Origin of the sequence: Rhizobium sp. AQ_MP (genome assembly GCF_014237835.1) — a bacterium.
In the GTDB taxonomy this organism is placed as follows: Bacteria; Pseudomonadota; Alphaproteobacteria; order Rhizobiales; family Rhizobiaceae; genus Allorhizobium.
The window spans coordinates 243693-267464 of the sequence record NZ_JACJVI010000004.1 but is presented as its reverse complement, the minus strand read 5'-3'; the positions used below and the strand labels follow the sequence as shown (position 1 = coordinate 267464).

21 protein-coding genes are annotated in these 23772 nt (G+C 63.7%); 14 read left to right on the top strand and 7 right to left on the bottom strand.

What is annotated here, in order from left to right:
- Positions 1–27: 27 nt before the first annotated feature.
- Positions 28–507 carry a GNAT family N-acetyltransferase gene (locus H6M51_RS09345; protein ID WP_185809587.1) on the top strand — a complete coding sequence of 160 codons (480 nt, stop codon included), beginning with the start codon at positions 28–30 and terminating at the stop codon, positions 505–507.
- 7 nt (positions 508–514) lie between these two features.
- Here the strand turns inward: H6M51_RS09345 and H6M51_RS09340 are convergent, their stop codons facing one another.
- Together H6M51_RS09340 and H6M51_RS09335 are read right to left on the bottom strand one after the other, a co-directional pair.
- Positions 515–835: a hypothetical protein gene (locus H6M51_RS09340; protein WP_162548167.1), complete on the bottom strand. Its 321-nt coding sequence runs from the start codon at positions 833–835 to the stop codon at positions 515–517.
- Positions 835–1287, bottom strand: coding sequence for a nucleoside deaminase (locus tag H6M51_RS09335; RefSeq protein WP_185809586.1), 453 nt, complete (start codon positions 1285–1287; stop codon positions 835–837). The genes H6M51_RS09340 and H6M51_RS09335 overlap by 1 nt, the downstream gene beginning before the upstream one ends.
- A 69-nt stretch (positions 1288–1356) precedes the next feature.
- On the opposite strand from H6M51_RS09335, the gene H6M51_RS09330 reads away from it, so the two are divergent.
- Genes H6M51_RS09330 through H6M51_RS09320 form a run of 3 tightly spaced genes read left to right on the top strand, consistent with a single transcriptional unit; the run spans position 1357 to position 4722 of the window.
- Entirely contained in the window at positions 1357–3252 is a 1896-nt protein-coding gene (locus H6M51_RS09330; RefSeq protein ID WP_185809585.1) for a pseudouridine synthase, read from the top strand.
- 6 nt (positions 3253–3258) lie between these two features.
- On the top strand, positions 3259–3819 hold the full coding sequence (gene rsmD, locus H6M51_RS09325) for a 16S rRNA (guanine(966)-N(2))-methyltransferase RsmD (RefSeq protein WP_162548170.1): 561 nt from the start codon (positions 3259–3261) through the stop codon (positions 3817–3819).
- A 27-nt stretch (positions 3820–3846) separates the two neighbouring features.
- The gene (locus H6M51_RS09320) at positions 3847–4722 is read left to right on the top strand and encodes a patatin-like phospholipase family protein (RefSeq protein ID WP_185809584.1); all 876 of its coding nucleotides are present in this window, start codon (positions 3847–3849) and stop codon (positions 4720–4722) included.
- 6 nt (positions 4723–4728) lie between these two features.
- On the opposite strand, the gene H6M51_RS09315 is transcribed toward H6M51_RS09320, so the two are convergent.
- Positions 4729–6537 (bottom strand): monovalent cation:proton antiporter-2 (CPA2) family protein, encoded by a 1809-nt coding sequence (locus tag H6M51_RS09315; protein WP_162548173.1) that lies wholly within the window; start codon positions 6535–6537, stop codon positions 4729–4731.
- Between the two features lie 135 nt (positions 6538–6672).
- Between H6M51_RS09315 and H6M51_RS09310 the strand changes: the two genes are divergently transcribed.
- From H6M51_RS09310 to lpxK, 6 genes are all read left to right on the top strand, one after another.
- Positions 6673–8019, top strand: a complete 1347-nt coding sequence (locus H6M51_RS09310; protein ID WP_185809583.1) for a TldD/PmbA family protein — start codon at positions 6673–6675, stop codon at positions 8017–8019.
- Entirely contained in the window at positions 8006–8836 is an 831-nt protein-coding gene (locus tag H6M51_RS09305; protein ID WP_185809582.1) for a 3'(2'),5'-bisphosphate nucleotidase CysQ, read from the top strand. Before H6M51_RS09310 ends, H6M51_RS09305 begins: the two co-directional genes overlap by 14 nt.
- Before the next feature lie 63 nt (positions 8837–8899).
- A complete protein-coding gene (locus tag H6M51_RS09300) occupies positions 8900–9136 on the top strand; it encodes a DUF4170 domain-containing protein (protein WP_162548176.1) in 237 nt (78 codons plus the stop codon).
- 155 nt (positions 9137–9291) lie between these two features.
- Positions 9292–10611 (top strand): lipid IV(A) 3-deoxy-D-manno-octulosonic acid transferase, encoded by a 1320-nt coding sequence (gene waaA / locus H6M51_RS09295; RefSeq protein ID WP_185809663.1) that lies wholly within the window; start codon positions 9292–9294, stop codon positions 10609–10611.
- 22 nt (positions 10612–10633) lie between these two features.
- Positions 10634–11341 carry an HAD family hydrolase gene (locus tag H6M51_RS09290; RefSeq protein WP_185809581.1) on the top strand — a complete coding sequence of 236 codons (708 nt, stop codon included), beginning with the start codon at positions 10634–10636 and terminating at the stop codon, positions 11339–11341.
- 114 nt (positions 11342–11455) lie between these two features.
- Positions 11456–12490 carry a tetraacyldisaccharide 4'-kinase gene (gene lpxK / locus H6M51_RS09285; protein ID WP_185809580.1) on the top strand — a complete coding sequence of 345 codons (1035 nt, stop codon included), beginning with the start codon at positions 11456–11458 and terminating at the stop codon, positions 12488–12490.
- A 3-nt stretch (positions 12491–12493) separates the two neighbouring features.
- Here lpxK and H6M51_RS09280 read toward each other — a convergent pair whose 3' ends face one another.
- Together H6M51_RS09280 and mutL are read right to left on the bottom strand one after the other, a co-directional pair.
- On the bottom strand, positions 12494–12724 hold the full coding sequence (locus H6M51_RS09280) for a DUF2093 domain-containing protein (protein ID WP_162548179.1): 231 nt from the start codon (positions 12722–12724) through the stop codon (positions 12494–12496).
- Positions 12725–12818: 94 nt separating this feature from the next.
- Positions 12819–14669 carry a DNA mismatch repair endonuclease MutL gene (gene mutL / locus H6M51_RS09275; protein WP_185809579.1) on the bottom strand — a complete coding sequence of 617 codons (1851 nt, stop codon included), beginning with the start codon at positions 14667–14669 and terminating at the stop codon, positions 12819–12821.
- 277 nt (positions 14670–14946) lie between these two features.
- Between mutL and H6M51_RS09270 the strand changes: the two genes are divergently transcribed.
- Entirely contained in the window at positions 14947–16686 is a 1740-nt protein-coding gene (locus H6M51_RS09270; RefSeq protein ID WP_185809578.1) for a response regulator, read from the top strand.
- Between the two features lie 110 nt (positions 16687–16796).
- Positions 16797–18158 (top strand): bifunctional diguanylate cyclase/phosphodiesterase, encoded by a 1362-nt coding sequence (locus H6M51_RS09265; protein ID WP_162548182.1) that lies wholly within the window; start codon positions 16797–16799, stop codon positions 18156–18158.
- 16 nt (positions 18159–18174) lie between these two features.
- On the opposite strand, the gene H6M51_RS09260 is transcribed toward H6M51_RS09265, so the two are convergent.
- Positions 18175–19077, bottom strand: coding sequence for a LysR substrate-binding domain-containing protein (locus H6M51_RS09260; RefSeq protein WP_185809577.1), 903 nt, complete (start codon positions 19075–19077; stop codon positions 18175–18177).
- 88 nt (positions 19078–19165) lie between these two features.
- Here H6M51_RS09260 and H6M51_RS09255 point away from each other — a divergent pair, with 88 nt between their 5' ends.
- Positions 19166–20707 carry a trimethylamine methyltransferase family protein gene (locus tag H6M51_RS09255; protein ID WP_185809576.1) on the top strand — a complete coding sequence of 514 codons (1542 nt, stop codon included), beginning with the start codon at positions 19166–19168 and terminating at the stop codon, positions 20705–20707.
- A gap of 195 nt (positions 20708–20902) precedes the next feature.
- Positions 20903–22948 carry an NADH:flavin oxidoreductase gene (locus tag H6M51_RS09250; RefSeq protein ID WP_185809575.1) on the top strand — a complete coding sequence of 682 codons (2046 nt, stop codon included), beginning with the start codon at positions 20903–20905 and terminating at the stop codon, positions 22946–22948.
- Positions 22949–23015: 67 nt separating this feature from the next.
- Here H6M51_RS09250 and H6M51_RS09245 read toward each other — a convergent pair whose 3' ends face one another.
- On the bottom strand, positions 23016–23765 hold the full coding sequence (locus H6M51_RS09245) for a PRC-barrel domain-containing protein (RefSeq protein WP_162548186.1): 750 nt from the start codon (positions 23763–23765) through the stop codon (positions 23016–23018).
- Positions 23766–23772 lie beyond the last annotated feature (7 nt).

Below are 23772 nucleotides of genomic sequence, written 5' to 3'. Positions count from 1 at the left end.
ACCTGCCCTTTTGCTTGAGGTCGAGACATGCCGTTCACCATCCGCCCCGCAACATCGGACGATGCCGCCATCATTCTGGGCTTCATCACCGAACTTGCCGTCTATGAAAAGGCAGGCCATGAGGTGGAGGCGACCGAAGAGACGATCCGCGCCTCGATCTTCGGCGAAGGTTCGGTGACCGAGGCTGCGATCCTTGACTATGACGGTCGTCCGGCCGGCTTTGCCGTCTGGTTCTACAGCTACTCGACCTGGCAGGCGAAGAACGGCCTCTATCTCGAAGATCTCTATGTCTCCCCGGATTATCGTGGTTCAGGGGCCGGCAAGCTGCTGCTCAAGCATCTCGCACGCATCGCGGTAGACAAGGGCTGTGGCCGGTTTGAATGGAGCGTGCTCGACTGGAACGAGCCGGCGATCCGCGTCTATGACGCCGTCGGTGCCGAACCGCAGACGGAGTGGATCCGCTATCGGATGGCCGGCGACAAGCTGAAGACCTTCGCCGGTTCCTGATCGAGAGTTACTCCTCGTTTTCGACAGTGCGTGCGACAAGCGCCATGTGCAGGGCCTGCAAGGCCGGACCGATGAACGAAACCCAGAGCAAGGCCATGTTGCGCTCGGCATGGTCATGCCGGGAAAATATGAAGATGATCACGATGAGGCTGATCATCAGCAGCGGCGATGCCGCCACGGCGACGATGCGCGGAGCCCGCCAGTTGATCTCTCCGCGCGCCGACCACTGCATTGGCAGCCTGTCCGCCTGCGGCGCAACATTGCGATAGGCCCAGATCGAAATGGATGCCATGATCCCGATCGAAAGAGCGAGCACGACATAGATCATCAATCTCTCCTGTCCTGGAAGAAGTTGCGCATCATCTCGGCGGCCTCGCTTTCGCGGATGCCCGAATAGACGTCCGGTACGTGATGGCAGGTTGCCTGCTCGTAGAAGCGCACGCCATTCTCCACCGCTCCGCCTTTCACATCCTGCGCAGCATAATAGAGTCGGCGAATACGGGCAAAGGAGATTGCAGCGGCGCACATGGTGCAGGGCTCGAGCGTCACGTAAAGATCGGCATCGACGAGACGCTCGTCCCCGACGGCAGAGGCCGCGCGCCGGATGGCCAGCACCTCGGCATGCGCCGTGACATCGTTCAGCGCGCGCGTTTCGTTGCCGGCTCGTGCAAGGATCTCGCCGTCGCGCACGACCACGGCGCCGATCGGAACCTCGCCCCGGGCGCCGGCGGCCCGCGCCTCCTCGAAAGCCGCTTCCATGAAGCCGTTTGTCTGCGCCATGCCTGAACTTTCCACTTAACCAGAGCCGCGCGACCTGATACGACAGCCCAAACCACAGGCAAACAGCAAATGACATTCAAAGACAAGTCCAGGCGTCCGGGGGCAAAGTCCTCCGACCGCAGCGGCAAGCCGCAAACCAGAAAACCAACCGCCCGTTCGGCCGACAAGTTCGAAGACAAGCCCGCGTCGAAGCCCGCCCGCGCTCCGCGTGCCGAAGCAACCGCGAGCGACGACGTCGTCAAGCCCGAACGTATCTCCAAGCTGCTCGCCCGCGCCGGCGTCGCCTCGCGCCGCGACATCGAGCGCATGATCATGGAAGGCCGCGTGTCGATGAACGGCAAGGTGCTCGACACCCCCGTCGTCAATGCGACGCTCGCCGACAAGATCGAGGTCGACGGTCATCCGATCCGTGGCATCGAACGTACCCGTCTGTGGCTCTACCACAAGCCGGCCGGCCTGGTGACGACGAATTCCGATCCGGAAGGCCGCCCGACAGTGTTCGAGAACCTGCCAGAAGAGCTGCCGCGCGTCATGTCGATCGGCCGCCTCGACATCAACACCGAGGGCCTGCTGCTGCTCACCAATGACGGCGGTCTCGCCCGCGTGCTCGAACTGCCGACCACCGGCTGGCTGCGCCGCTACCGCGTGCGCGCCTATGGCGAGGTCGACCAGCCGGCGCTCGACGCGCTGAAGGAAGGCATCGCCGTCGACGGCGTGCTCTATGGCGCGATCGACGCCACGCTCGACCGCAAGCAGGGCCACAATGTCTGGATCACCATGGGTCTGCGCGAAGGCAAGAACCGCGAAATCAAGAACGTGCTCGGCGCGCTTGGTCTCGAGGTCAACCGCCTGATCCGTATCTCCTACGGTCCCTTCCAGCTTGGCGACCTGCCGGAAGGAAAGGTGCTTGAGGTCCGCGGCCGCATGCTGCGCGACCAGCTCGGTCCCCGCCTGATCGAGGAATCCAAGGCCAATTTCGACGCGCCGCTTTACAGCCACGGCGTCGAGACCGACGAGGAAGAGGCGCAAGCGACGGCGAAGAAGCCCGGCCGCGAAACGAAGTCCGACTGGAGCCGCGAAGAGCGCCCGACAGACAAGAAGCGCGCGCCAAAAGACTGGTCCGACAAGGGCGACCGCCGCGAGAAGGCACTCGGACGCCTCGACACGCGCCGCGACGATGGCAAGTCCGGCGACAAGTTTGGCGACAAGCCGAAGCGTCCGGCTGGCAACACCAAAGGCCGCACCGCCAATGTCTGGATGGCGCCCGGCGCCCGTCCGCTTGGCGAAAAGGCAGCCGCCGCCGCAGCGCGCCGGAAGCCCGATCCGCGGGGCGCAAAGCCCGTTGACCGTTTTGACGACCGACCGACCTCGACCGTTCAGATCACTCGTGCCCGCGACGAAGAGGGTGACTGGATCCGCGCCGACGGTCCGGATCAGAAGCCCGGCGGCCGCGGTGGTAAGCCTGGTGGCTTCGGTGCCCGTCCGCCCCGTCGTGACGGTGACGATCGCGCTCCGCGCCGCGAAGGTGCCGACCGTGGACCTCGCCGCGATTTCGGCGACCGTGCCGAACGAGCGCCGCGTCGCGAAGGTGAAGACCGCGGCCCGCGCCGCGAGTTTTCCGACCGTGGTCCGAAGCGTGACTTTGGTGATCGTCCTCCGCGTGGCGATCGCCCGCGCGATGATCGTCCCCGCGACGACAGACCCCGGGATGACCGCCCGCGTGGCGAACGTCCCTTCGGCGACAAGCCGCGTGGCGGAAAGCCCTTCGGTGACAAGCCTGCAGGCAAATCCTTCGGCGGCAAGCCCGCAGGTAAGCCTGGTGGAAAGTCGTTTGGTGGCAAGCCCGGTGGTGGCAAGAGCTTTGGCGGCAAGCCAGGCGGTCGTCCTGCCGGTGGCCCGCGCGCGGGTGGCCCGGGCGGTAAGCCCTCCGGTGGCCGCAGCGGCGCCCCGAAGGGCAAGAGGTAAACCGGCATGCGCATCGTCGGCGGTGAGTTTCGTGGCCGCAGCCTGGCCACGCCGAAGTCGAATGACATCCGGCCGACCATCGACCGGACGCGCGAAAGCCTCTTCAACATCCTCGCGCACGCCCATCCGGGCGTGCTCGACGGCACCCGCATCCTCGACCTTTTTGCCGGGACAGGTGCCGTTGGCATCGAGGCGCTGTCGCGCGGCTGCAAGTCGGCGCTGTTTGTCGAAAACAGCGTCGAGGGCCGCAGCCTTCTGTGGGAAAACATCGATGCGCTCGGCCTGCACGGCCGGGCCCGCATCCTGAGGCGCGACGCCACCAGCCTCGGCCCCTCGAACAATATCGAACCCTTCGAGCTTCTGTTTGCCGATCCGCCCTATGGGAAGGGGTTGGGGGAAAAGGCGCTCCTGTCCGCCCATCAGGGTGGCTGGCTGGCGAAGGATGCGCTCGTCATCCTCGAAGAGCGCGGCGATGTGCAGGTCTCCGTCGATCCGGTCTTCGCCTTCATCGAGGAGCGCACCTTCGGTGACACGAAAATGTACTTCTTTTCCTATAGGCCATCCTGATCCCGTCAGTGGAGAAAGGCTGAGCCCATGGATCTCGTTGCAGAAACGCCCATCCCATCCACAGCCGTCAAGGCCGATCCGACGATCGGTCTGGCGCTTGGGGCAGGGGGCGCTCGCGGCTTTGCCCATATTCCGGTTCTCGAAGTCTTCGATGAACTCGGCATCAGGCCGGCGCTGATTGCCGGCTCGTCCATGGGCGCGATCCTCGGTGCGGGCTATGCCGCCGGCATGAGCGGTCGCGACATCAGGGACTACACCCTGGAACTCGCCGACAACCGGGGCCTTGTTCTCAACCGTTTCTGGAGCCTGCGCCCGGCCAGCATCCGCGCGCTGGGCGGTTTTCGGCTTGGCCAGTTCAACCTGCCGCGCCTCTTGCGCGCCTTCCTGCCGCCGCAGATCCCCGAGAGTTTTGCAGACCTGAGACTGCCGCTGACGGTGATCGCGACCGACTACTACGGCCAGTGCGAAATGGTCCGCAGCGAAGGCGATCTTTACGAAGCGCTGTCGGCATCGGCGGCCATCCCGGCGCTTTTCGCACCCGTGACGATTGATGGTCGGCTTATGATCGATGGCGGCATCTTCAACCCGGTCCCTTACGACCATCTCGTCGGCAAGACCGATATCATGGTGGCGATCGACGTCATCGGTGCGCCGGAAGGCGATGGCTCGCTCGTCCCGAACCGCATCGACAGCCTCTTCGGCGCCTCGCAGCTGATGATGCAGTCGCATATCGCGCTGAAGATGAAGATCTGCCAGCCGGATATCTACATCCGGCCGGAGGTCAACAGCTACAAGGTCCTCGACTTCTTCAAGGCCCGCCAGATCCTCGAGATCTGCGACCGCCTGAAGGATCCGCTGAAGCGTGATCTTGCTGCCCGGATCGAGGATTTCGTCCGCCACTGAGCGCGATCAGGCCGCTGGTATCTTGTCGTCTTCCTCGACCGTCTGGATCGGTTTCTTCGGCTTGATCAGCGGTTCCGGTTTCACCGGTCGCTTGTGCATCAGTTCCCGGCCGGCAAGAATGCCTTCCTGTGCCTGAAGCCTCAACCGTTCTTCGTCACGCCGGCGGATATCCTCGCCGATTTCATAGGCCTCGTCCTCGGTAGCCCCCAGGCCCTCCAGGGTTCGGCGACCGAAAAGCAGACCGGACTCGAAGGTCTCGCGCAGCTCGTATTCCACGTCCCTGGCCCGCAGTTCGAGGCTGTGGATCCGGTCATAGGCGCGCACGAAGAGCCGGACATCCGGGTATTCTGACCGGATAAGGTCGACGATCTTGTCGGTGATTTCCTTCTTGTGCGTACACACGGCAACGATCTTCGCCTTCTCGATGCCGGCTGCGCGCAGCATGTCGAGCCGTGTGCCGTCTCCGAAATAAATCCGGAAGCCGAAGGTCGCCGCTTGACGAATGCGGTCCGGGCTGTCGTCGAGAATGGTCACGTCCCGTCCGCTGGCCAGCAGGATCTGCGCCGCGATCTGGCCGAAGCGCGAGAAGCCGATCATCAGCACGTCGGATCCGGCCCCTTCGAAATCCTCTTCCATCTCTTCCTTTTCGACGGAATCCCGGCTCAGCAACCTCTGGCCGATCATCGCCGTCAGCGGCGTCAGCGCCATCGAGAGGGTGACGATCGAGATCAGCAGCGAGGCCTCCGCGCCGCTGAACAGGCCGGCCGCCGCAGCCGTAGTGAATAGCACGAAGCCGAACTCTCCGCCTTGCGGCAGGAGCATGGCGATCTGGATTGCATCATTGCGCGACGATCCGGCGATTCTGCAGATCGTGAAGATCGCAAGTGCCTTGACCGCCATCAGCACCGGTACGGCAAGCGCGATCAAGAGCAGGTTGTCGGTAATCACCTGCAGTTCCATCGAAAGCCCTACGGCGATGAAGAAGAGCGCCAGCAGCAAGCCGCGGAACGGCTCGATATCGGCCTCCAGCTCGTGGCGATAGGAGGATTCCGCCAGCATCACGCCGGCGAGGAAGGCGCCCATGGCCATGGAAAGCCCGGCGACCTGCATGAGATAGGCCGATCCGAGCACCACGAACAAGGCTGCGGCAATCATCACCTCGCGGGCGCCGGTCCTGGCGATGATCTGGAACATCGGAGTCAGCAGGTAGCGGCCAGCCAGGATCATCGCGATCACGGCTCCGACCGCGATTGCCACTTCAAGAAGCGGTGACTGCTCAGCCCCGCCTCCCTGTGCACCGAGCACCGAAACCATCGCCAGAAGCGGCACGATCGCGAGGTCCTGGAACAGCAGGATCGAGAAGGACCGCTGTCCGTAGCGACTGTTCATGTCGCCATAATCCTCCAGAAGCTGCAGGGCAAAGGCGGTCGATGACAGCGCCAGGCCGAACCCCGCAACCAGCGCCCCGCGCCAGTCGAGCAGACCCGAAGCCATCACGATGCCCGTCAGCGCCAGACCTGTGAGCACGACCTGACTGGTGCCCAGCCCAAAGATGTCGCGCCGCATATGCCAGAGGCGGCTGGGCTTGAGCTCAAGCCCGATGATGAAGAGCAGCAGCACGACGCCGAGTTCGGCCACGGCGAGGATTTCGCCCGAGCCACCGATCAGATGCAGCACAGGGCCGATGATCACGCCGGCCGCGAGATAGCCCAGCACGGTCCCAAGCCCGAGTTTGCGGAAAATCGGGGCCGCGATGACGGCACCGCCGAGCAGAAGCAGGGGTTGGGCAAACAGGGCTTCGGTTGCGCTGGCCAAGTCTATTCTCCTTGTTTGCCGACGTCAGGCGGACTTCTCGTGGGCCTATGCCGGGCTCGTGAATGGAAAAGCCCGAACCGCCCTTGATGCCCCTTGTAAGGCACAATAAATGGAGCGGGAAGGAAAGGCCAACCTATGCCCAATCAAATCGATTCCGCCAACCTCCTCGAACGCGCCGAACAGCTTGTCGATCTTGCCATCAAGGCGGGTGCCGACAAGGCCGATGCCGTCGTTGTCCGCTCCCGCTCCAAGGGTGTGAGCGTGCGTCTCGGCAAGGTCGAGTCGACGGAAGCATCCGAAAGCGACGACTTCTCGCTGCGCGTCTTCATCGGCCGCCAGGTGGCAAGCGTCTCGGCCAATCCCGGCTTCGACCTGAAGGCGCTCGCCGAGCGCGCGGTCGCCATGGCCAAGGTGTCTCCCGAAGATCCCTTTGCCGGCCTCGCCGACGAAGGCGATCTGGCACGCGAAATCGCCGATCTCCAGCTCTTCGACGACACGGATGTCTCAAGCGACCAGCTGCGCGAGAGCGCGCTGGCCATGGAAGAGGCGGCACGCTCGGTCAACGGCGTCAGCAACTCGCTGGGTGCCGGTGCCTCCGCCGGCATGGGCGGTCTGGTGCTCGTCACCTCGCACGGCTTTTCCGGCAGCTATGCCGGCTCGCGCTTCTCCCGCTCCGTCGGCGTCATCGCCGGCGAGGGCACCAAGATGGAGCGCGACCATGATTTCGACAGCCGCCTCTATTTCGCCGAACTCGACAGCCCCGAGGACATCGGCCGCCGCGCCGCCGAGCGCGCCATCCGCCGCCTGAACCCGCGTCAAGTGCCGACCGCCTCGAACCTCACCGTCGTCTTCGACCCACGTGTCGCCCGTGGTTTTGTCGGCACGATCGCCGGCGCCATCAACGGTGCTTCGGTCGCCCGCAAAACCTCCTTCCTGCGCGACAAGATGGGGCAGCAGGTGCTGAAGGCCGGCCTCAACATCACCGACGATCCGCTGAAGATGCGCGGCTCCTCCTCTCGCCCCTTCGATGGCGAAGGCGTTTCGGGCAAGGCGCTGACCATGATCGAGGACGGGGTGCTGAAGCACTGGTTCCTCTCGTCGTCTGCCGCCCGCGAACTGGGGCTCAAGACCAATGGTCGCGGCGTGCGCGGCGGCACCTCCGTCTCGCCATCCTCAACCAACCTCGCGCTGGAGCCCGGCGACATCTCGCCGGAAGAGCTGATCCGCAGCGTCGGCACGGGCCTTTACGTCACCGACATGATCGGCAGTGGCGTCGACATGATCACTGGCGACTATAGTCGCGGTGCGAGTGGCTACTGGATCGAAAACGGTGAGCTCACCTATCCGGTCTCCGAGATCACACTGGCTTCGAACCTCAAGGACATGTTCATGCGGATCACGGTCGCCAACGACATCGACCGCAAGTTCGGTGTGGCCGCTCCCACGCTCGCCATCGAGGGCATGACCCTTGCCGGACTCTGATCGAAAGCCGGAAAGCGCACCCCGTTTCGACTGGCAGGCGGATCTCGCTTTGATCACCGAAGCGGCCCGCGAGGCGGGCAAGGTGGCCATGGCCCATTTCGGCCAGTCGCCGGAAGTCTGGTGGAAGAACGAGGGCCGCTCGCCGGTCAGTGCTGCCGATTATGCCGCCAACCGCATTCTGGAGGAAATCCTCCGCCACGCCCGGCCAAATTATGGCTGGCTGTCGGAAGAGACCGATGACGACCCGGCACGCCTTTCCTGCGAAACCCTCTTCGTCATCGACCCGATCGACGGCACCCGCGCCTTCCTGGCCGGCAAGGACACCTGGTGTGTGTCGGTCGCCGTTGTCCACAAGGGAAAGCCGGTCGCGGGCATTCTCGTCGCGCCCTCCCTCGGTGAGGAATTCACGGCAACTGCGGCCGGTCCGGCAAGGCGCAACGGCCAGGACATCACCGTATCGACGGCCGGCATCGAGGGTAGCCTGAAGGTCGCCTCCGCCCAGGACATGATAGCAAGCTTCAGCCCGGTGCTGAGACCCCGCATCGAGCGCGTCGAGCATATCCCTTCGCTCGCCTATCGCCTGGCTCTGGTCGCCGATGGCCGTATCGATGCGACGCTGGTCAAGAAGAGTTCACACGATTGGGACCTGGCCGCCGCCGATCTGATCCTGACGCGGGCCGGCGGGTCGATCACCGATCTCGAGGGCCAGCCGCTCGTTTATAACAGGCAAGACGTCACCCATCCCGTGCTGTGCGCAGCATCGGGTGACCTTCTTCCGGCATTGCTCAAGAACATCACCCGAGTTCCACGGAGTTGACCTTTCAGGGGAAATCGCGCAGATGGATTGCAACAGACCAAGAATGCGAAAAAGGCCGCAATCATGACGGAAACCAACGAAAACAAGCAGCTTCTCCATCTGGTTTTTGGCGGTGAATTGTCGAACCTCGAAGAGGTGCAGTTCCGTGATCTGGACGCGCTCGACATCGTCGGCATCTTCCCGGATTACGCCAGTGCACTCGTGGCATGGAAGGCAAAGGCACAGGCAACCGTCGACAACGCCCATATGCGCTACTTCATCGTGCATATGCATCGGCTTCTGAACCCCTCCGACAAGTGAGGTTCAGGCGGCGGCTTGTTGACCGCCGCCGCACCCGACCCGAAAGGGTCACGTTTTCAACTCAGTCTTCTTGCATCTCTCTTGTTGCGTAGCGACGCCTCCTGAACGGGAAACATGGCATTGTCGATGAAGATGAGCAGGTCTGAACCATGGCGCTGAGCGACGGTCTCGCATCCTTCGCGCTCACATCCTATGGCTGGCTCGGGCTTGCCATATATCCTCTGTCGCGTCCGATGCTCGCCTATCGTGCGGCCAAGGGCAAGGAAGACCGCGCCCGCCGCAACGAACGCTTCGGCCATGCAAGCCTTGCCCGGCCGGCCGGCCCGCTGGTCTGGATCCATGCGGCAAGTGTCGGCGAAACGACGGCGGTCGTCGCCCTGATGCGCGAACTGCGCCGCCGCGACATCCACGTACTGCTGACGACCGGCACCGTGACCTCCGCCGAAGTCGCCAAAAACCGCCTCGGCGATATGGTGCTGCACCAGTATGTGCCACTCGATTTGTTGCCCTCCGTCCGCCGCTTCCTCGATTACTGGCAGCCCGACGTTGCGATCGGCGTCGAATCCGAGATCTGGCCGACGACGCTTGCCGAGTTGCATCGCCGCCATATCCCGCAGATCCTCGTCAATGCCCGCATGTCGGACCGCTCCTTCGACCGCTGGAAGCGCCACCCGTCGATCGCCGAAACCCTGTTCGGCAAGCTTGCCCTGGTGATTGCCCAATCCGATCTCGATGCCGAGCGTTTCCGCGATCTCGGCGCCTGGCCGGTCAGCGTCTCCGGCAATATCAAGGTCGACAGCGATGCGCCGCCTTGCGACGAGCAGGTCCTGGAGCGCTATCGCCAGCAAATCGGCAACCGCAAGACCTGGGCCGCCATCTCCACCTTCGACGGTGAAGAGAAGATCGCCTCCATGGTCCATCGGGCCTTGAAGGCCCATACCGGCATGCTGACCGTGCTCGTGCCGCGCCATCCGGAGCGCAGCGACGAGATCGAGGCCATGCTGGTCGAAAAGGGGCTTGTGGTCGCCCGTCGCACCCGCGGCGATATGATCACGCCCGAAACCGATGTCTTCCTCGGCGATACGATTGGCGAAATGGGTCTTTACCTGCGCTTGACCGAAGTCGCCTTCGTCGGGCGCTCGCTCTCCGCCGACGGTGGCCAGAACCCGCTGGAGCCGGCCATGCTGGGCTGCGCAGTTCTTTCCGGCCCGCAGGTCAGCAATTTCCGCGAAAGCTACCAGCGCCTCGTGCGCAAGGGTTCGGCCCGCATCGTTCGCGATGCCGAGATGCTGGCCAAGGCGGTGCATTTCCTCCTCAACAACGAAGTCGCCCGCTCGAAGATGATCGACGCCGGTCTCGAAAGCATGCAGGAGATGCGCGGAGCCTTGACCGCGACCCTCAAGGGCCTCGAGCCCTATATCAGCCCACTTTCAGTCAAGGCCAAGCTTGAGCCGCGCGTCGCAGGCCAGAGCTGATTCTTTATCCAGGACCTTATCCATGACCGACAAACCCCGTATTGCCGGTATTCTGTTCGACAAGGACGGGACGCTGCTCGACTTCGACGCGAGCTGGGGCCCGGTCAACCGGGAAGTCGCCTTGATGGCCGCCGACGGCGATGCGTCCCTCGCAGACCGTCTGCTGACAGCCTGCGGCATGGATCCGGTGAGCGGCGCGATTGTCCCCGACAGCCTGTTTGCCGCCGGAAACACGGTCGAGATCGCCGAAGGCATGATCAAGGCTGGCTCGCCCTTCAGTCTCGAAACCCTGGTTCCGAAGATCGACGACTGCTTTGCACGGGCCGCCGAGTTTTCCGTTCCCGTGACCGAACTTGAGCCGCTCTTCGCCCGCCTGCATGGCAAGGGTCTGCGCCTCGGCATCGCCTCCAGCGACAACGAGCGCTCGATCCGCGTGGCCGCCGAACGTTTCGGCATCCTGCCCTATATCGATTTCGTCGCGGGCTATGACAGCGGCCATGGCAAGAAGCCAGAGGCCGGAATGGTGCTCGGCTTCTGTGCCGCAACCGGCCTGTCCCCGCTGGAGGTCGCCGTCGTCGGGGATAACAACCACGATCTCCACATGGCTCGAAATGCCGGCGCCGGGCTGAAGGTCGGCGTGCTCTCGGGCACCGGCTCGCGCGAAACGCTGACCTTGCATTCCGACATGGTTCTGGCGGACATTACCGAGCTCGAGGCCGTCCTCGCCTGATGCCGTCAGTGCCATTTTGGCACGCTCCAGCTTGACCATTATGCGTTGCAATGGTTCTTGTTGCGCCCAAGGGAAGGACGCCACAGGGGCGTCGTGGTCACGACAGGGACGAGAATGGTATCCGAGGCACCGCCTTTCTGGTGGACCAAGACCGGCTGGCAGGCGATCTGCCTTTACCCGCTTTCCTTTGTCTATGGCCGCATCTCCGGCGCCATCATGCGCCACCGCCGCAGGCATGCACTGCCGGTTCCCGTCATCTGCGTCGGCAACTTCACCGTCGGCGGTGCCGGCAAGACCCCGACTGCAATTGCCATTGCCCGCGCCGCCAAGGCCAAGGGCCTGAAGCCGGGTTTCTTAAGCCGCGGTTACGGCGGCTCGCTCGATGTCACCACGGTCGTCGACGGCCATCATCACCGCTCCACCGCCGTCGGAGACGAACCGCTGCTGCTCGCCCGCGAGGGCCTGACGGTCATTTCCCGCCGTCGGATCGCCGGTGCCGAAAAGCTGGTGGCAGAAGGCGCCGATCTCATCATCATGGATGATGGTTTCCAGAGCGCGCGTCTTGCCGTCGACTACGCGCTGATCGTGGTCGACAGCCTCAGAGGCATCGGCAATGGCTGGGTCGTCCCATCAGGGCCTGTTCGCGCTCCGATCGGCATCCAGATGCGCCATCTCGATGCCATCCTGAAGGTCGGGCGAGGGGACGCCGCCGATCAGTTCGTCCGCCAAGCATCGCGCAGCGGCAAGCCCGTGCTCGTCGCCAATGTCGTGCCGCGCGCCGCAGACGATCTCGCCGGTTATCAGGTCCTCGCCTATGCGGGCATCGCCGATCCCAACAAGTTCTACCGCACGCTGGAAGAGCTGGGCGCCGTCATCGCCGACCGCCAGGATTTTCCCGACCACCACCACCTCGCCGACGACGAGATCGCGGACCTGCTGGCCCGTGCCGAAAGGCAGGGGCTGCAGCTCGTCACAACGGCCAAGGACAGCGTGCGCCTGACCGGTGGTCACGGCCGTTCGGAAGAACTTCGGGAGAAATCACGCGTGGTGGATGTCGACATGCTTTTCGACGATCCGAAGGCGCCGGGCCTGATCATCGACCGTGCGATCGAGGCCTGCCGCCGCAGGCGTCTGGCAAAAAAGGCGTAAACCTCAGCGGCGCTGGTTGGGCAGGGCGCCCGCGCGCTTTTCTGCTTCCAGGGAGGCTGCCGCGTCGACATAGGCCTCTTGCCGCGCCACGCTCCAGTATTTCAGCTCGTCGACCATGACAGGGCGACCGGTGATCGCGCAGGTGACGAAGGTTCCGGGCGTCAGGATCTGGAAATCGGCATCGAGATAGCGGATCTTGGCTTCGCGGTTTCCGCCGCCTTCGAAACGGTTCATCACTCTTCTCCTGCGCCGCGTGTCACGGAACTGCAATACAGCGCCCTCCCGGCGAATGAAAGATGCTCCACCCCAAAACCCCGTCGAATGCCGCTCAACTGCGCCCGAACAGACGTTCGATGTCGGAGAGCTTCAGCTCCACATAGGTCGGCCGCCCGTGGTTGCACTGGCCAGACCCCGGCGTCTGTTCCATCTGGCGCAGAAGCGCGTTCATCTCCTCGACCCTCAGGCGACGCCCGGATCGCACCGAGCCGTGACAGGCCATGGTCGCCGCGACATGTTCGAGCTTCGCCGACAGACGGTCAGCCGTATCCCATTCGGCGATCTCGTCGGCAAGGTCCCGCACCAGCTGCGTAGCGTCCATTTCGCCCAGCATTGCCGGCGTCTCGCGCACGGCAATGGCGCCCGGACCGAAGCGTTCGATCGCAAGCCCCAACTGCTCCAGGCTTTCCGCATGGGTCATCAGCCGGTCGCAATCTTCTTCCGGCAGGTCGACGATCTCGGGGATCAGCAGACCCTGTGAGGGAAGCCTGCGACCCGTCAGCGCCTTGCGCATCTGTTCGAAGACCAGCCGCTCATGGGCGGCATGCTGGTCGACGATGACTAGCCCGTCATCCGTCTGCGCGACGATGTAGTTGGCATGCACCTGCGCCCGCGCGGCTCCCAGCGGATAGCTGCCAATCGCGTCGACGGCAGCGCCCTGCGTTTCCGGAGCGGCCACGATCGGCTCGCTCCTGGCGGTCGGCATGGAAAGGCTGTCGAAAGCCGCCTGCGCTGCCTCGCCAAACCCGCGAGCGGCTGGCGCTGCAGCCCCGGCAAACCCGCCGCCGAAGCTTGGTGCGCCGCCATAAAGCGGTCGCGAGGGCGAACTGGCCGGTGACCAGGCCTGCGTCGGCTGCGGCGAAAATCCCGGGCGAAACGCCCGCAGCATCCCGCCGGCCCCGGTTGTTGCCGCCCGATCTCCCTCGCGCTGCAAGGACTGCCTGATGGCACCGACGATCAGGCCGCGCACGAGCGCCGGGTCGCGGAAGCGCACGTCCGATTTCGCCGGATGCACGTTCACATCGACCAGCGCCGGATCAAGCGTCAGCGACAGAACCGCCACCGGATATCGACCTTGCGGAATGGTCTCGGCATAGGCGCCGCGGATTGCCGACAGGATCTGCTTGTCCTGCACAGGCCGTCCGTTGACGAAGGCATATTGATGGGCCGAATTGCCCCGGTTGAAGGTTGGCACGCCGGCAAAGCCCGTCAGCCGCACATCCTCGCGCTCGGCGTCGAGCTCGATCGCATTGTCCTTGAAATCGGCGCCCAGCACCTGGGCGATGCGCGCCAGATGGTCGTCACCGGTGCCGGGGAATTCGAGCGTCGAGCGGTCGGTGCCGGAAAGCACGAAGCGGATCGCCGGAAAGGCGATTGCCATGCGCTTGACGATCTCGGTGATCGCGCCGGCTTCCGCCTTTTCGGTCTTCATGAATTTCAGCCGCGCCGGTGTCGCGAAGAAGAGATCGCGCACCTCGACCGTGGTGCCGGGATTGGCCGCCGCCGGCCTGACATCGCCGACCTTGCCGCCGACCACGGCGATCTCCGCACCGCTGTCCGCACCCGGCGGACGGCTGGTGATCGTCAGCTTCGCCACGGAGCCGATCGAGGGCAGGGCTTCGCCGCGAAAGCCGAGCGAGCGGATGTCGAACAACGTCTCGTTGAGCTTTGACGTGCAATGCCGGCGAATGGCGAGCGCCAGATCCTCCGGTCCCATGCCGCAACCGTTGTCGATGACGCGTAAGAGCGTCTTGCCGCCGCCGGCCGTCGCCACCTCGATCCGGGTGGCGCCTGCGTCGATCGCATTCTCGATCAATTCCTTGGCCGCACTGGCCGGTCGCTCGATGACCTCGCCGGCGGCGATCTGGTTGATCAGGGTTTCGGAAAGCTGCTTGATGATCATGGTTTCATTTTCGCGGATTCGGGCCTTCGACGAAAGACGAAATCGCCTTCGCCTCGGCAAATGCCCATCATTAAGCCGACCTTAACGGAATCTGTCTAATCTGAACAATGACTTGCAATGTACCGACAGCAGGTCCGCTGGCAGTGGAATGAGGGCACCGGCCGATGTGTCCCTCGTGTGGGTTCCCGCCGGAAGTGCAACACGGCATGTCTCCGTCATGGCATCAGCCCCACAAATTCTCGGCGCTTTTTGCGACGAGGTTCCAAGAGGCAGCAGTGTGAGCGAGTTTCCACCGGTCCCCGGCCAGGAAAAAACAGGGCAGGGGCTCGACAATCCGTCGGCTGAAGCTGCGCTGGATGCTGCCCTTCTGGATGCTGTCGCCGAAGCATTCTCCTCAGGCTTCTTCGTCTACGACCGCAACGACCACCTGATCTTCGCAAGCCGCAGTGCCCGCCAGTTCCTGCCGCTGCCGATCTCCTTTTTCGAGCCCGGCACGCGTCTGCGGGATATCCTGGGAGCCGCCTATGATCTCGGTCTTCGCAATGCGGCAAGCGGTGAGGCAGAGGGCGCAACGCTCAGCCGCGAGGAGTGGTTGACGCGCCAGATCGCTGCGCACTGGAAGGAGCGTTACGAGTTTCAGGCCTGCAACGATGGCAAGCGCTGGACCCGTTTCTCCAAGCGTCGCCTTCCGTCAGGCCATGGCTTCTGTGTGATGACGGATATTACCGAGCAGAAGCGCCGGGAAGAACAATGGCGTGCGGACATCGAGCGTGTCCAGCTCACCGAAGAAATCCTCGACAATCTGGCCCATCCCGTCTTCGTTCAGGACCGAAACCTGCAGCTTGTCGCGGTCAACAAGGTCTTCTGCTCGGCAGTCTCGGTGGGCGCCGACAATGTTCTCGGGGGAACGATCAACGCCTTGTTCGAGCCCGAAGTCGCGGAACGGCTGGCCAGCGCAGCACGTCAGGTGCTTGACACCGGTATGACGTCGTCGCTGACCTTGTCCATGCGGCTTTACGGCGATCCTCCTCGCCCGATCCTCGTCCATGTCCAGCGTGTCGGCACACCCGGCCGCTATCTGGTGGTGGCAAGCCTCGGCGAAGTTGGCGCGACGGCTGATCTTTCCACGGCTCGCCCGGAGACAGCGGCCAGCAGTCATGCGCCGCCGATCTCAACGATCCACGTGGATGGTCGCCTGACCGGGCGCAAGGCCTTGCTGGTGACCGCCGACAGGGAGTTCGAAGCGCGCGCGCTCGACATTCTTCAGCTTCTTGGCCTCGACAGCTGCTGCGTACGCGACGAACAGGAAGTCGATGCCTTCCTCAACGTTGCCGGTTCGGTTGGTGTTGCGATAGATCTTGCCATCATTGACATCGATCTCGACACGCGATGCCTCGAACGGCTCCAGACATCCGATGTCGACTATCTCACGATTTCAGCTGGCGAGATCGAGACGGACCTCGCCTTCTGCGTACTCGACCGGCTGACCGCGCTGCAAGCGCGCCCCTCGCCGGCGGATGACTGGGAGATTTCGACGGAAGACACGCCTCGTGAGGGCGCTGTGGCGCGCCAAGTGGATGAAATCGCCCCTAGGCCCCCGGCGATCCCGGCAAGACCCGAACCCTCCTTGGTTCTGGTGGCCGAGGACAACGAGATCAACCAGATCGTCTTCTCGCAAATCCTGGAAGGTCTGGGTTACGCCTATCGTATCTGTACCGATGGCGAGACGGCGGTGCGGCTGAGCAGCGAGCTTCATCCCGCCATCATCCTCATGGATGTGACACTTCCGGTGATCAACGGCTTCGAGGCCGCGCGCCGCATCCGGCAGGTACAAGACGACGTCGTGAACTCTGTGCCGATCATCGGGGTCCTGACCCAGGCTTTCGACCGCGACCGCGAAGCCTGCTACGCCTGCGGCATGAACGATGTCATCCTGAAGCCGTTGAGCCCGGATGTCGTGGATCAGGCGATCCGCCGCCGCGTGCCGGATATCGAGCGGATTGCCTCGACAGCCTGATACCCGATTTCTGGGGAGGAGGCGACGGCGTCTTCACATGCATCGATATGATAATTTTAATGTTTTGGACCCATTCTGAATGCGTAATGGAACCGTACCAGGAAGCATGAATGGGTCCCGCTGCCATCGCCTCTGAGCCGCAAGCTCAGGGCGACCAGAAGATAACAGGCTATACCGACCGTTTGACCGGCCTTGGCAACCGCCATCGGCTGGGTGACAAGGTGCGCCAGCTTGCCGCCGACCGTGCTTCCGATCCTGCCCCCTTCACTGTCGGCATCGTCAATCTCGATGGCTTCAAGCCAATCAACGATCTGTTCGGCCAGGCCGCCGGCGACGAGATCCTCTGCCAGGTCGCCCATCGCCTGAAGGCCTGCGTGCCCGATGGCGCGACCGTCACCCGCCACGACGGCGATGAATTCGCAATCGTCCTGCCGCTGGTCTTCGAACGACTGGGTGCCGAACGCGCCGGTCAGCTGATCAAGGACGTGCTGTCCGCACCCTATGATCTCGGAGACCGCAACGTCCGCCTCTCTGCTTCGCTCGGTTTCGCCGTCTATCCCTTTGCCGGCGAGGATTTCGAGGAGCTGATGAAGAGCGCTGAGACGGCGCTCTACCGCTCCAAGCGCCGCGGTCGCGGCCAGATCACCGTCTATTCCCGCGAGATCGCCCAGGAGATGAAGCAGGCAACGCAGCTCGAACAGGCGCTGCGCAACGCGATCATCAACGATACGGTCGATGTTCACTTCCAGCCGATCGTGCGGCTGCGCGACAACCGTGTCGTCGGTTTCGAGGCGCTCGCCCGTTGGATCGATCCGGACCTAGGTTTCGTCTCCCCCGCCGTCTTCGTGCCGCTTGCTGAAGAGCGCGGCTTCATCGATACGCTGTCTGAGACACTGCTGCGCAAGGCAGCGGAAGCGACGCTCGCCTGGCCGCGCGATCTGTTCCTGTCCTTCAACCTGTCATCCGTTCAGCTCATGGATCTCAGGACCTACGTCAACACGCTGTCGATCTTGAACAGCGTCGGCTTCGACCCGCGCCGCCTGGAACTCGAAATCACCGAGACGGCGGTCATGTCCTCGGCCGACACCGCCCGCCGTATCATCAAGGAACTGAAGGACGCCGGCATCCGCATCTCGCTCGACGACTTCGGCACAGGCCAATCGAGCCTCGGGCGACTGCGCGAGTTCACCTTCGACAAGGTCAAGATCGACCGCGCCTTTGTTTCGGCCATCACCACCGACCGCACGTCCGAGCACATCATCAAGGCGATCGTCAGCATGTGCGAAGGCCTCGATCTCGAGGTCGTCGCCGAAGGCATCGAGACGGAGGCCGAAGCCCAGAAGCTGCGCGAACTCGGTTGCGGCATGGGACAGGGCTATTACTTCGGCAAGCCGGTTGATGCAGCCGCCACCCTTCGCTACCTCGCCGAGAACCATCACGACTTCGCGCTCGTCGACCGAGCCTCCGCCTGATTCATCCTCTTGTCGCTCAGGTCTGCTTCAGCAGCCAGTCTCGCACCCGCGTCGCAGCCGCACTCAAGTCGCGTGACCTCGGCCAGACGACATGGAAGGCCTGCCCCGTGCGCAGCGCATGTCCGCCCACCTCGACAAGCTGCCCTTGTTCGACCAGCCGCTCGACGAGATGCCGCCAGCCGAGCGAAATGCCCTGGCCGGCGAGCACCGCCTGAATCACGAGTACATAGTCGTTGATCGCCAGCCGCCGCCCGGTCGGCCGATAGTCGATACCGGCCGAGGCGAACCATTCCGGCCAGCTACAGGCCTGTCGCACCGGCTCTTCCAGCCAGATCAGCCGGTGTTTCGCGATCGCCTCGGGACTGTCGGGCAAGCCATTCGCCTCGACGAAGGCGGGGCTCGCCACCGCCGCCACGATCTCCGGAGCGAGTTCGGCCGAATGATAATGCGGCCAGTCCTGCGGGTTGCCACCGCGCACCCCGAGCGGAATGTCCTCCTCGTCGAGATCGAGATCCCGCACGCTGGTCTGGATGCGGAGATCGATGTCGGGCAGATCGTCTCTGAGGGCGGAAAGGCGCGGCAGCATCCACATCGAGGCAAAGGCCGTGGAAGCCGCGAGCGTCACATTCACCTCACGGCCCTTCATGCGGATTTCCTCCGCCGCCCGGCCGATCCGCGACAGCCCGGCCGACACATCGGCATGAAACCGCTCGCCGACCTCCGTCAGCCGTGCCGCCCGATGCTGCCGCTCGAAGAGTTGCGTGCCGAGCTGCTGTTCAAGCCCGCGAATGGCATAGGATACGGCGACCTGCGACATGCCGAGTTCTTCCGCCGCCCGGGTGAAGTTCTCGTGCCGGCCAGCCGCTTCGAAGATCACCAGCGCATTGGCCGAGGGGATGAGGCTGCGAAATGTTGTCATAAGTGGAGCTTATTGCATCTCCAGTAATTTTCCAGCGTCACAGCAAGTTTATCCTGAACTAGCCTCTGAGAAAACGAGGGGAAGCGTCATGGATCAGGCACTGGCGGAAAACGTCGTCACACGCAGGCAGCGACCGGCCCGGCGAGGGGGAGCCTTGGTCTCGCCTTTGGTGGTGCCCTACATCCGCCGAAACATCCCGACCTACGACATCCTGTCGGAGGAAAACCTCGAGCGCATCGAGGCCGTGGCCGACCGCATCCTCGCCGAGATCGGCATCGAGTTCCGCGACGATCCCGCAGCGCTCGAGCTGTGGCGCGGGGCGGGTGCCGAGATGGAGGGACTCCGGGTGCGGTTTCCGAAGGGCATGCTGCGCGAAATCCTGAGCTCGGCGCCTGCAACCTTCACCCAGCATGCCCGCAACCCTGCAAACAACGTCGAGATCGGCGGCAATGCGGTCGTCTTCTCGCCTGCCTATGGCTCCCCCTTCGTCATGGACCTCGACAAGGGCCGTCGCTACGGCACGATCGAGGACTTCCGCAACCTGATCAAGCTCGCCCAGTCATCGCCCTGGCTGCACCATTCCGGCGGCACGATCTGTGAACCGGTCGATGTTCCCGTCAACAAGCGCCACCTCGACATGGTCTACAGCCACATCAAATATTCCGACCGGCCCTTCATGGGCTCGGTCACGGCGGAAGAGCGCGCCGAGGAATCGATCGCGATGGCCCGCATCGTCTTCGGTGCGGATTTCGTCGACCGGAACTGCGTCATCCTCGGCAATGTCAACGTCAATTCGCCGCTCGTCTGGGACGGCACCATGACCAAGGCGCTGCGTGCCTATGCCCGTGCCAACCAGGCGGCTGTCATCGTGCCCTTCATCCTCGGCGGAGCCATGGGTCCGGTCACCAATGCCGGCGCCATTGCCCAGTCGCTCGCCGAAACCATGGCCGGCTGCGCGCTCACCCAGCTGGAACGCCGCGGCGCACCCGTCATCTTCGGCAACTTCCTGTCATCAATGTCGCTGCGTTCGGGATCGCCGACCTTCGGCACGCCGGAGCCGGCAATCGGCTCCATGGTCATCGGCCAGCTTGCCCGCCGGCTGAAACTGCCGCTGCGCTGCGCCGGAAACTTCTCCAATTCCAAGCTGCCGGATGCCCAGGCCATGCAGGAGGGCGTCATGTCGATGATGTCGGCCGTGCATTGTGGCGCGAACTTCATCCTGCATTCGGCCGGCTTCGTCGATGGGCTGCTCGCCATGTCCTACGAGAAGTTCGTGATGGACACGGACTTCTGCGGCGCTCTGCATTCCTATCTCGCCGGCGTCGTCGTCGACGACAACACGCTCGCCATGGATGCCTTCGAAGAGGTCGGTCCGGGCAGTCATTTCTTGGGCTCCGCCCACACCATGCGCAACTACCAGACCGCCTTTTGGGACTCGTCGCTGTCCGACAACGAACCCTTCGAAAAATGGTCGGAAGCCGGCTCCACGGACATGGCGACGCGCGCCAATGCCCGCTGGAAGAAGACGCTTGCCGAATACGAAGCGCCGCCTTTGGATGTCGCCATCGACGAGGCGCTTCTAGACTATGTCGAGAGAACGAAGCGCGCCAAGCCGGACGCCTGGTATTGAGAGACGACAAGCCCATGGGACACCCCCCTCTGTCACTGCGTGACATCTCCCCCTCAAGGGGGGAGATTGGTCGATCCGCTGCCCTGCGGTTCCACTGTCTGCCCGGACTGAAATCAACGGATTGGGAGGGCAGCGACAATCCGATCTCCCCCCTTGAGGGGGAGATGCCCGGCAGGGCAGAGGGGGTTATGCCCCATGCTTGACCGCCCCAACGACCCCCTTCTCCAGCCCTTCCAGCTGAAGCACCTGACGCTGAAGAACCGCATCATGTCGACGGCGCATGAGCCCGCCTATTCGGAAGGGGGCATGCCGACCGAGCGTTACCGGCTCTACCACGTCGAAAAGGCCAAGGGCGGCATTGCGCTGACCATGACCGCTGGCTCCGCCAGTGTCAGCCGCGACAGCCCGCCCGCCTTTGGCAACCTCTTGGCCTGGAAGGACGAGATCGTCCCGCATCTGAAGCGCCTGACCAACGACTGTCACGAGCATGGCTGCGCCGTGATGATCCAGCTTACCCATCTCGGCCGCCGCACCAACTGGAACAAGGGGGACTGGCTGCCGGTGCTTAGCCCCTCTCCGATCCGCGAGCCGGCCCACCGGCATTTCCCCAAGGAGATCGAGGATTGGGACATCGAGCGCATCGTCGACGACTATGCGACGGCCGCCGCCCGCATGCAGGAAGCCGGCCTCGATGGCATCGAGTTCGAGGCCTATGGCCACCTGATGGACAGCTTCTGGTCGCCGGCCACCAACAGGCGCGACGATGAATTCGGCGGCTCGCTCGACAACCGCATGCGCTTTTCCAACCTGGTGATATCAGCCGTCAGAAAGGCTGTCGGCCCGGATTTCATCGTCGGCATCCGCATGGTCGCCGACGAGGATTGGGACAAAGGTCTTTCCCGGGACGAAGGTGTGGAGATCGCGAAGCGCTTCGCAAGCTCCGGCAAGATCGACTTCCTCAACATTATCAGGGGGCACATCGAGCACGACGCCTCGCTGAACGACGTGATCCCGATCCAGGGCATGGCGGCCTCGCCGCATCTCGATTTCGCCGGCGACGTGCGCGCGGCGACCAAGTTCCCGGTCTTCCATGCCGCCCGCATCGCCGATGTCGCGACGGCCCGCCATGCGATTGCCGAGGGCAAGCTCGACATGGTCGGCATGACCCGCGCCCATATCGCCGATCCGCACATCGTCAAAAAGATCATCGAGGGCCGTGAACATCAGATCCGCCCCTGCGTCGGCGCCACTTATTGTCTCGACCGCATCTATGAAGGTGGCGAGGCTCTGTGCATCCACAATGCGGCGACAAGCCGCGAGGCCCTGATCCCGCATGACCTGCCCAAGGCAGCGAAACCCCGCAAGGCGGTCGTCGTCGGGGCGGGGCCTGCCGGCCTCGAAGCCGCACGCGTGCTCGCCGAACGCGGACATCATGTCGAGGTCTTGGAGGCATCGAGCCGGGCCGGTGGCCAGGTGAACCTGCTCACTCGCAATCCGCGCCGAAAGGAAATGGTAGGCATCGTCGATTGGCGTCTTGCTGAACTGGAGCGGCTTGGCGTGTCCATCCATTATGACATCTATGCCGGTGCCGAGGATGTGATGGCCTTCAATCCCGATCTGGTGGTGATCGCGACGGGCGGCATCGCTCAGGCTCCGGAACTGGAGGCCGGCGAGGATCTGGTGACCTCGAGTTGGGATATCCTCGCAGGCAGCGTCAAGCCCGAAGGCCCCGTTTTGCTGTTTGACGACAATGGCGGCCATCCTGGCATGAGTGCGGCGGAGTTGATTGCCGAGGCTGGCCTCGAACTGGAAGTCGTCTCGCCGGAACGCTTCTTCGCGCCCGAAATGGGCGGCATGAACCACGTGCCTTATGCGAAGGTCTTTGCGCAAAAGAATGTGAAGGTGACGATCAACACCCGGCTCGTCGCCGTGCGTCGCGAGGGCAACGGCCTCGTCGCAACCCTCGGCTCGGATTTCGCCGATAGCCGTCTCGAACGCCGTGTCGCTCAGGTGGTCGTGGAACATGGCACCATGGCCAATGCCGATCTCTATCTGGAACTCAAGCCGCTCTCACGCAATTGCGGCGCAGTCGATTATCCGGCCCTGATCGCCCGGCGGGATCCGCTACCCGTGAAGAACGCAGAGGCAGCCTTCGATCTGGTTCGCATCGGTGACGCTATCGAAAGCCGCAATATCCATGCGGCGATCTATGACGCCCTGCGCTTTTGCAGCCTGTTGTGATTGCAAAAGAAAAGGCGGCGCCGAAGCGCCGCCCGTCATAGCGTCGAGCACGTAGCTCGTTCCGGGATTAGTTGTTATCCGTCGACGAGGTGGTTGTGCCGTCGGTCGCATCATCAGCCTGGTCGTCCAGCGTGCGGAATTCCGGGGCGTTGCGCAGGCTTTCGGCCGTTTCAGTGGTCGTCAGGCGCACTTCCGCGTCTGCCACCTGTTCGACCTGGGTCTGATCCGTGCCGGTGGCAGCCGTCGTGCCAGCCGTACCGGTGGTGCCGGTCGTACCCATGCCGGTGGCAGCGGTGCCATCGGTCGTGGCAGTACCGTCAGTGCCCGTCATTGCCGTGTCGTCGTCCATCACGCGGGTGATTGTGATGTTCTCGAAGGGAACAGCGACGTTCTTTTCGCCAATCCCGAGGAAGCCGCCGACGCCGACGACAGCTGCGACAACGCCGCCATCCTTTTCAACGAGCAGGTCATTGATGTTGCCGATCGACTGATTGTCGGCGGTGTAGATCGCCTGACCCATGAAGTCGTTGACGGAAATGTGGTTTTCCGCCTGTTCGGTCAAGTAGGTGGCATTGCCGGAGGCTGCGCCGGTCGTGTCCTGGGCGGTCGTGCCCATGGTGCCGGCAGCACCGCTATTCGCGTCGGGGGTCACGGGAGCAACACCGGTGCCCGTAGCGCCGGAGCCTGTGGTGCCATCGGTCGCGGCCGGCGGGGTGGTCGTTGCACCGGGCGCCGCGTCCTGGGCGATGGCAAACGGGGCCATGGCGGTGGAGCCGAGCAGCATGGCTGCAGCGAGGGTCTTGAGAGACTTGTTCATGATGGAC

What these genes read in the sequence shown, in the direction of transcription:
- H6M51_RS09320 (WP_185809584.1), top strand. Translation starts at nt 3,847, where the DNA reads ATGGATCTCGTTGCAGAAACGCCCATCCCATCCACAGCCGTCAAGGCC.
- H6M51_RS09265 (WP_162548182.1), top strand. Translation starts at nt 16,797, where the DNA reads ATGGGTCCCGCTGCCATCGCCTCTGAGCCGCAAGCTCAGGGCGACCAG.
- H6M51_RS09300 (WP_162548176.1), top strand. Translation starts at nt 8,900, where the DNA reads ATGACGGAAACCAACGAAAACAAGCAGCTTCTCCATCTGGTTTTTGGC.
- H6M51_RS09280 (WP_162548179.1), bottom strand. Translation starts at nt 12,724, where the DNA reads ATGAACCGTTTCGAAGGCGGCGGAAACCGCGAAGCCAAGATCCGCTAT.
- H6M51_RS09345 (WP_185809587.1), top strand. Translation starts at nt 28, where the DNA reads ATGCCGTTCACCATCCGCCCCGCAACATCGGACGATGCCGCCATCATT.
- H6M51_RS09330 (WP_185809585.1), top strand. Translation starts at nt 1,357, where the DNA reads ATGACATTCAAAGACAAGTCCAGGCGTCCGGGGGCAAAGTCCTCCGAC.
- H6M51_RS09310 (WP_185809583.1), top strand. Translation starts at nt 6,673, where the DNA reads ATGCCCAATCAAATCGATTCCGCCAACCTCCTCGAACGCGCCGAACAG.
- rsmD (WP_162548170.1), top strand. Translation starts at nt 3,259, where the DNA reads ATGCGCATCGTCGGCGGTGAGTTTCGTGGCCGCAGCCTGGCCACGCCG.
- H6M51_RS09335 (WP_185809586.1), bottom strand. Translation starts at nt 1,287, where the DNA reads ATGGCGCAGACAAACGGCTTCATGGAAGCGGCTTTCGAGGAGGCGCGG.
- lpxK (WP_185809580.1), top strand. Translation starts at nt 11,456, where the DNA reads ATGGTATCCGAGGCACCGCCTTTCTGGTGGACCAAGACCGGCTGGCAG.
- H6M51_RS09290 (WP_185809581.1), top strand. Translation starts at nt 10,634, where the DNA reads ATGACCGACAAACCCCGTATTGCCGGTATTCTGTTCGACAAGGACGGG.
- H6M51_RS09255 (WP_185809576.1), top strand. Translation starts at nt 19,166, where the DNA reads ATGGATCAGGCACTGGCGGAAAACGTCGTCACACGCAGGCAGCGACCG.
- H6M51_RS09340 (WP_162548167.1), bottom strand. Translation starts at nt 835, where the DNA reads ATGATCTATGTCGTGCTCGCTCTTTCGATCGGGATCATGGCATCCATT.
- H6M51_RS09250 (WP_185809575.1), top strand. Translation starts at nt 20,903, where the DNA reads ATGCTTGACCGCCCCAACGACCCCCTTCTCCAGCCCTTCCAGCTGAAG.
- H6M51_RS09260 (WP_185809577.1), bottom strand. Translation starts at nt 19,077, where the DNA reads ATGACAACATTTCGCAGCCTCATCCCCTCGGCCAATGCGCTGGTGATC.
- H6M51_RS09245 (WP_162548186.1), bottom strand. Translation starts at nt 23,765, where the DNA reads ATGAACAAGTCTCTCAAGACCCTCGCTGCAGCCATGCTGCTCGGCTCC.
- mutL (WP_185809579.1), bottom strand. Translation starts at nt 14,669, where the DNA reads ATGATCATCAAGCAGCTTTCCGAAACCCTGATCAACCAGATCGCCGCC.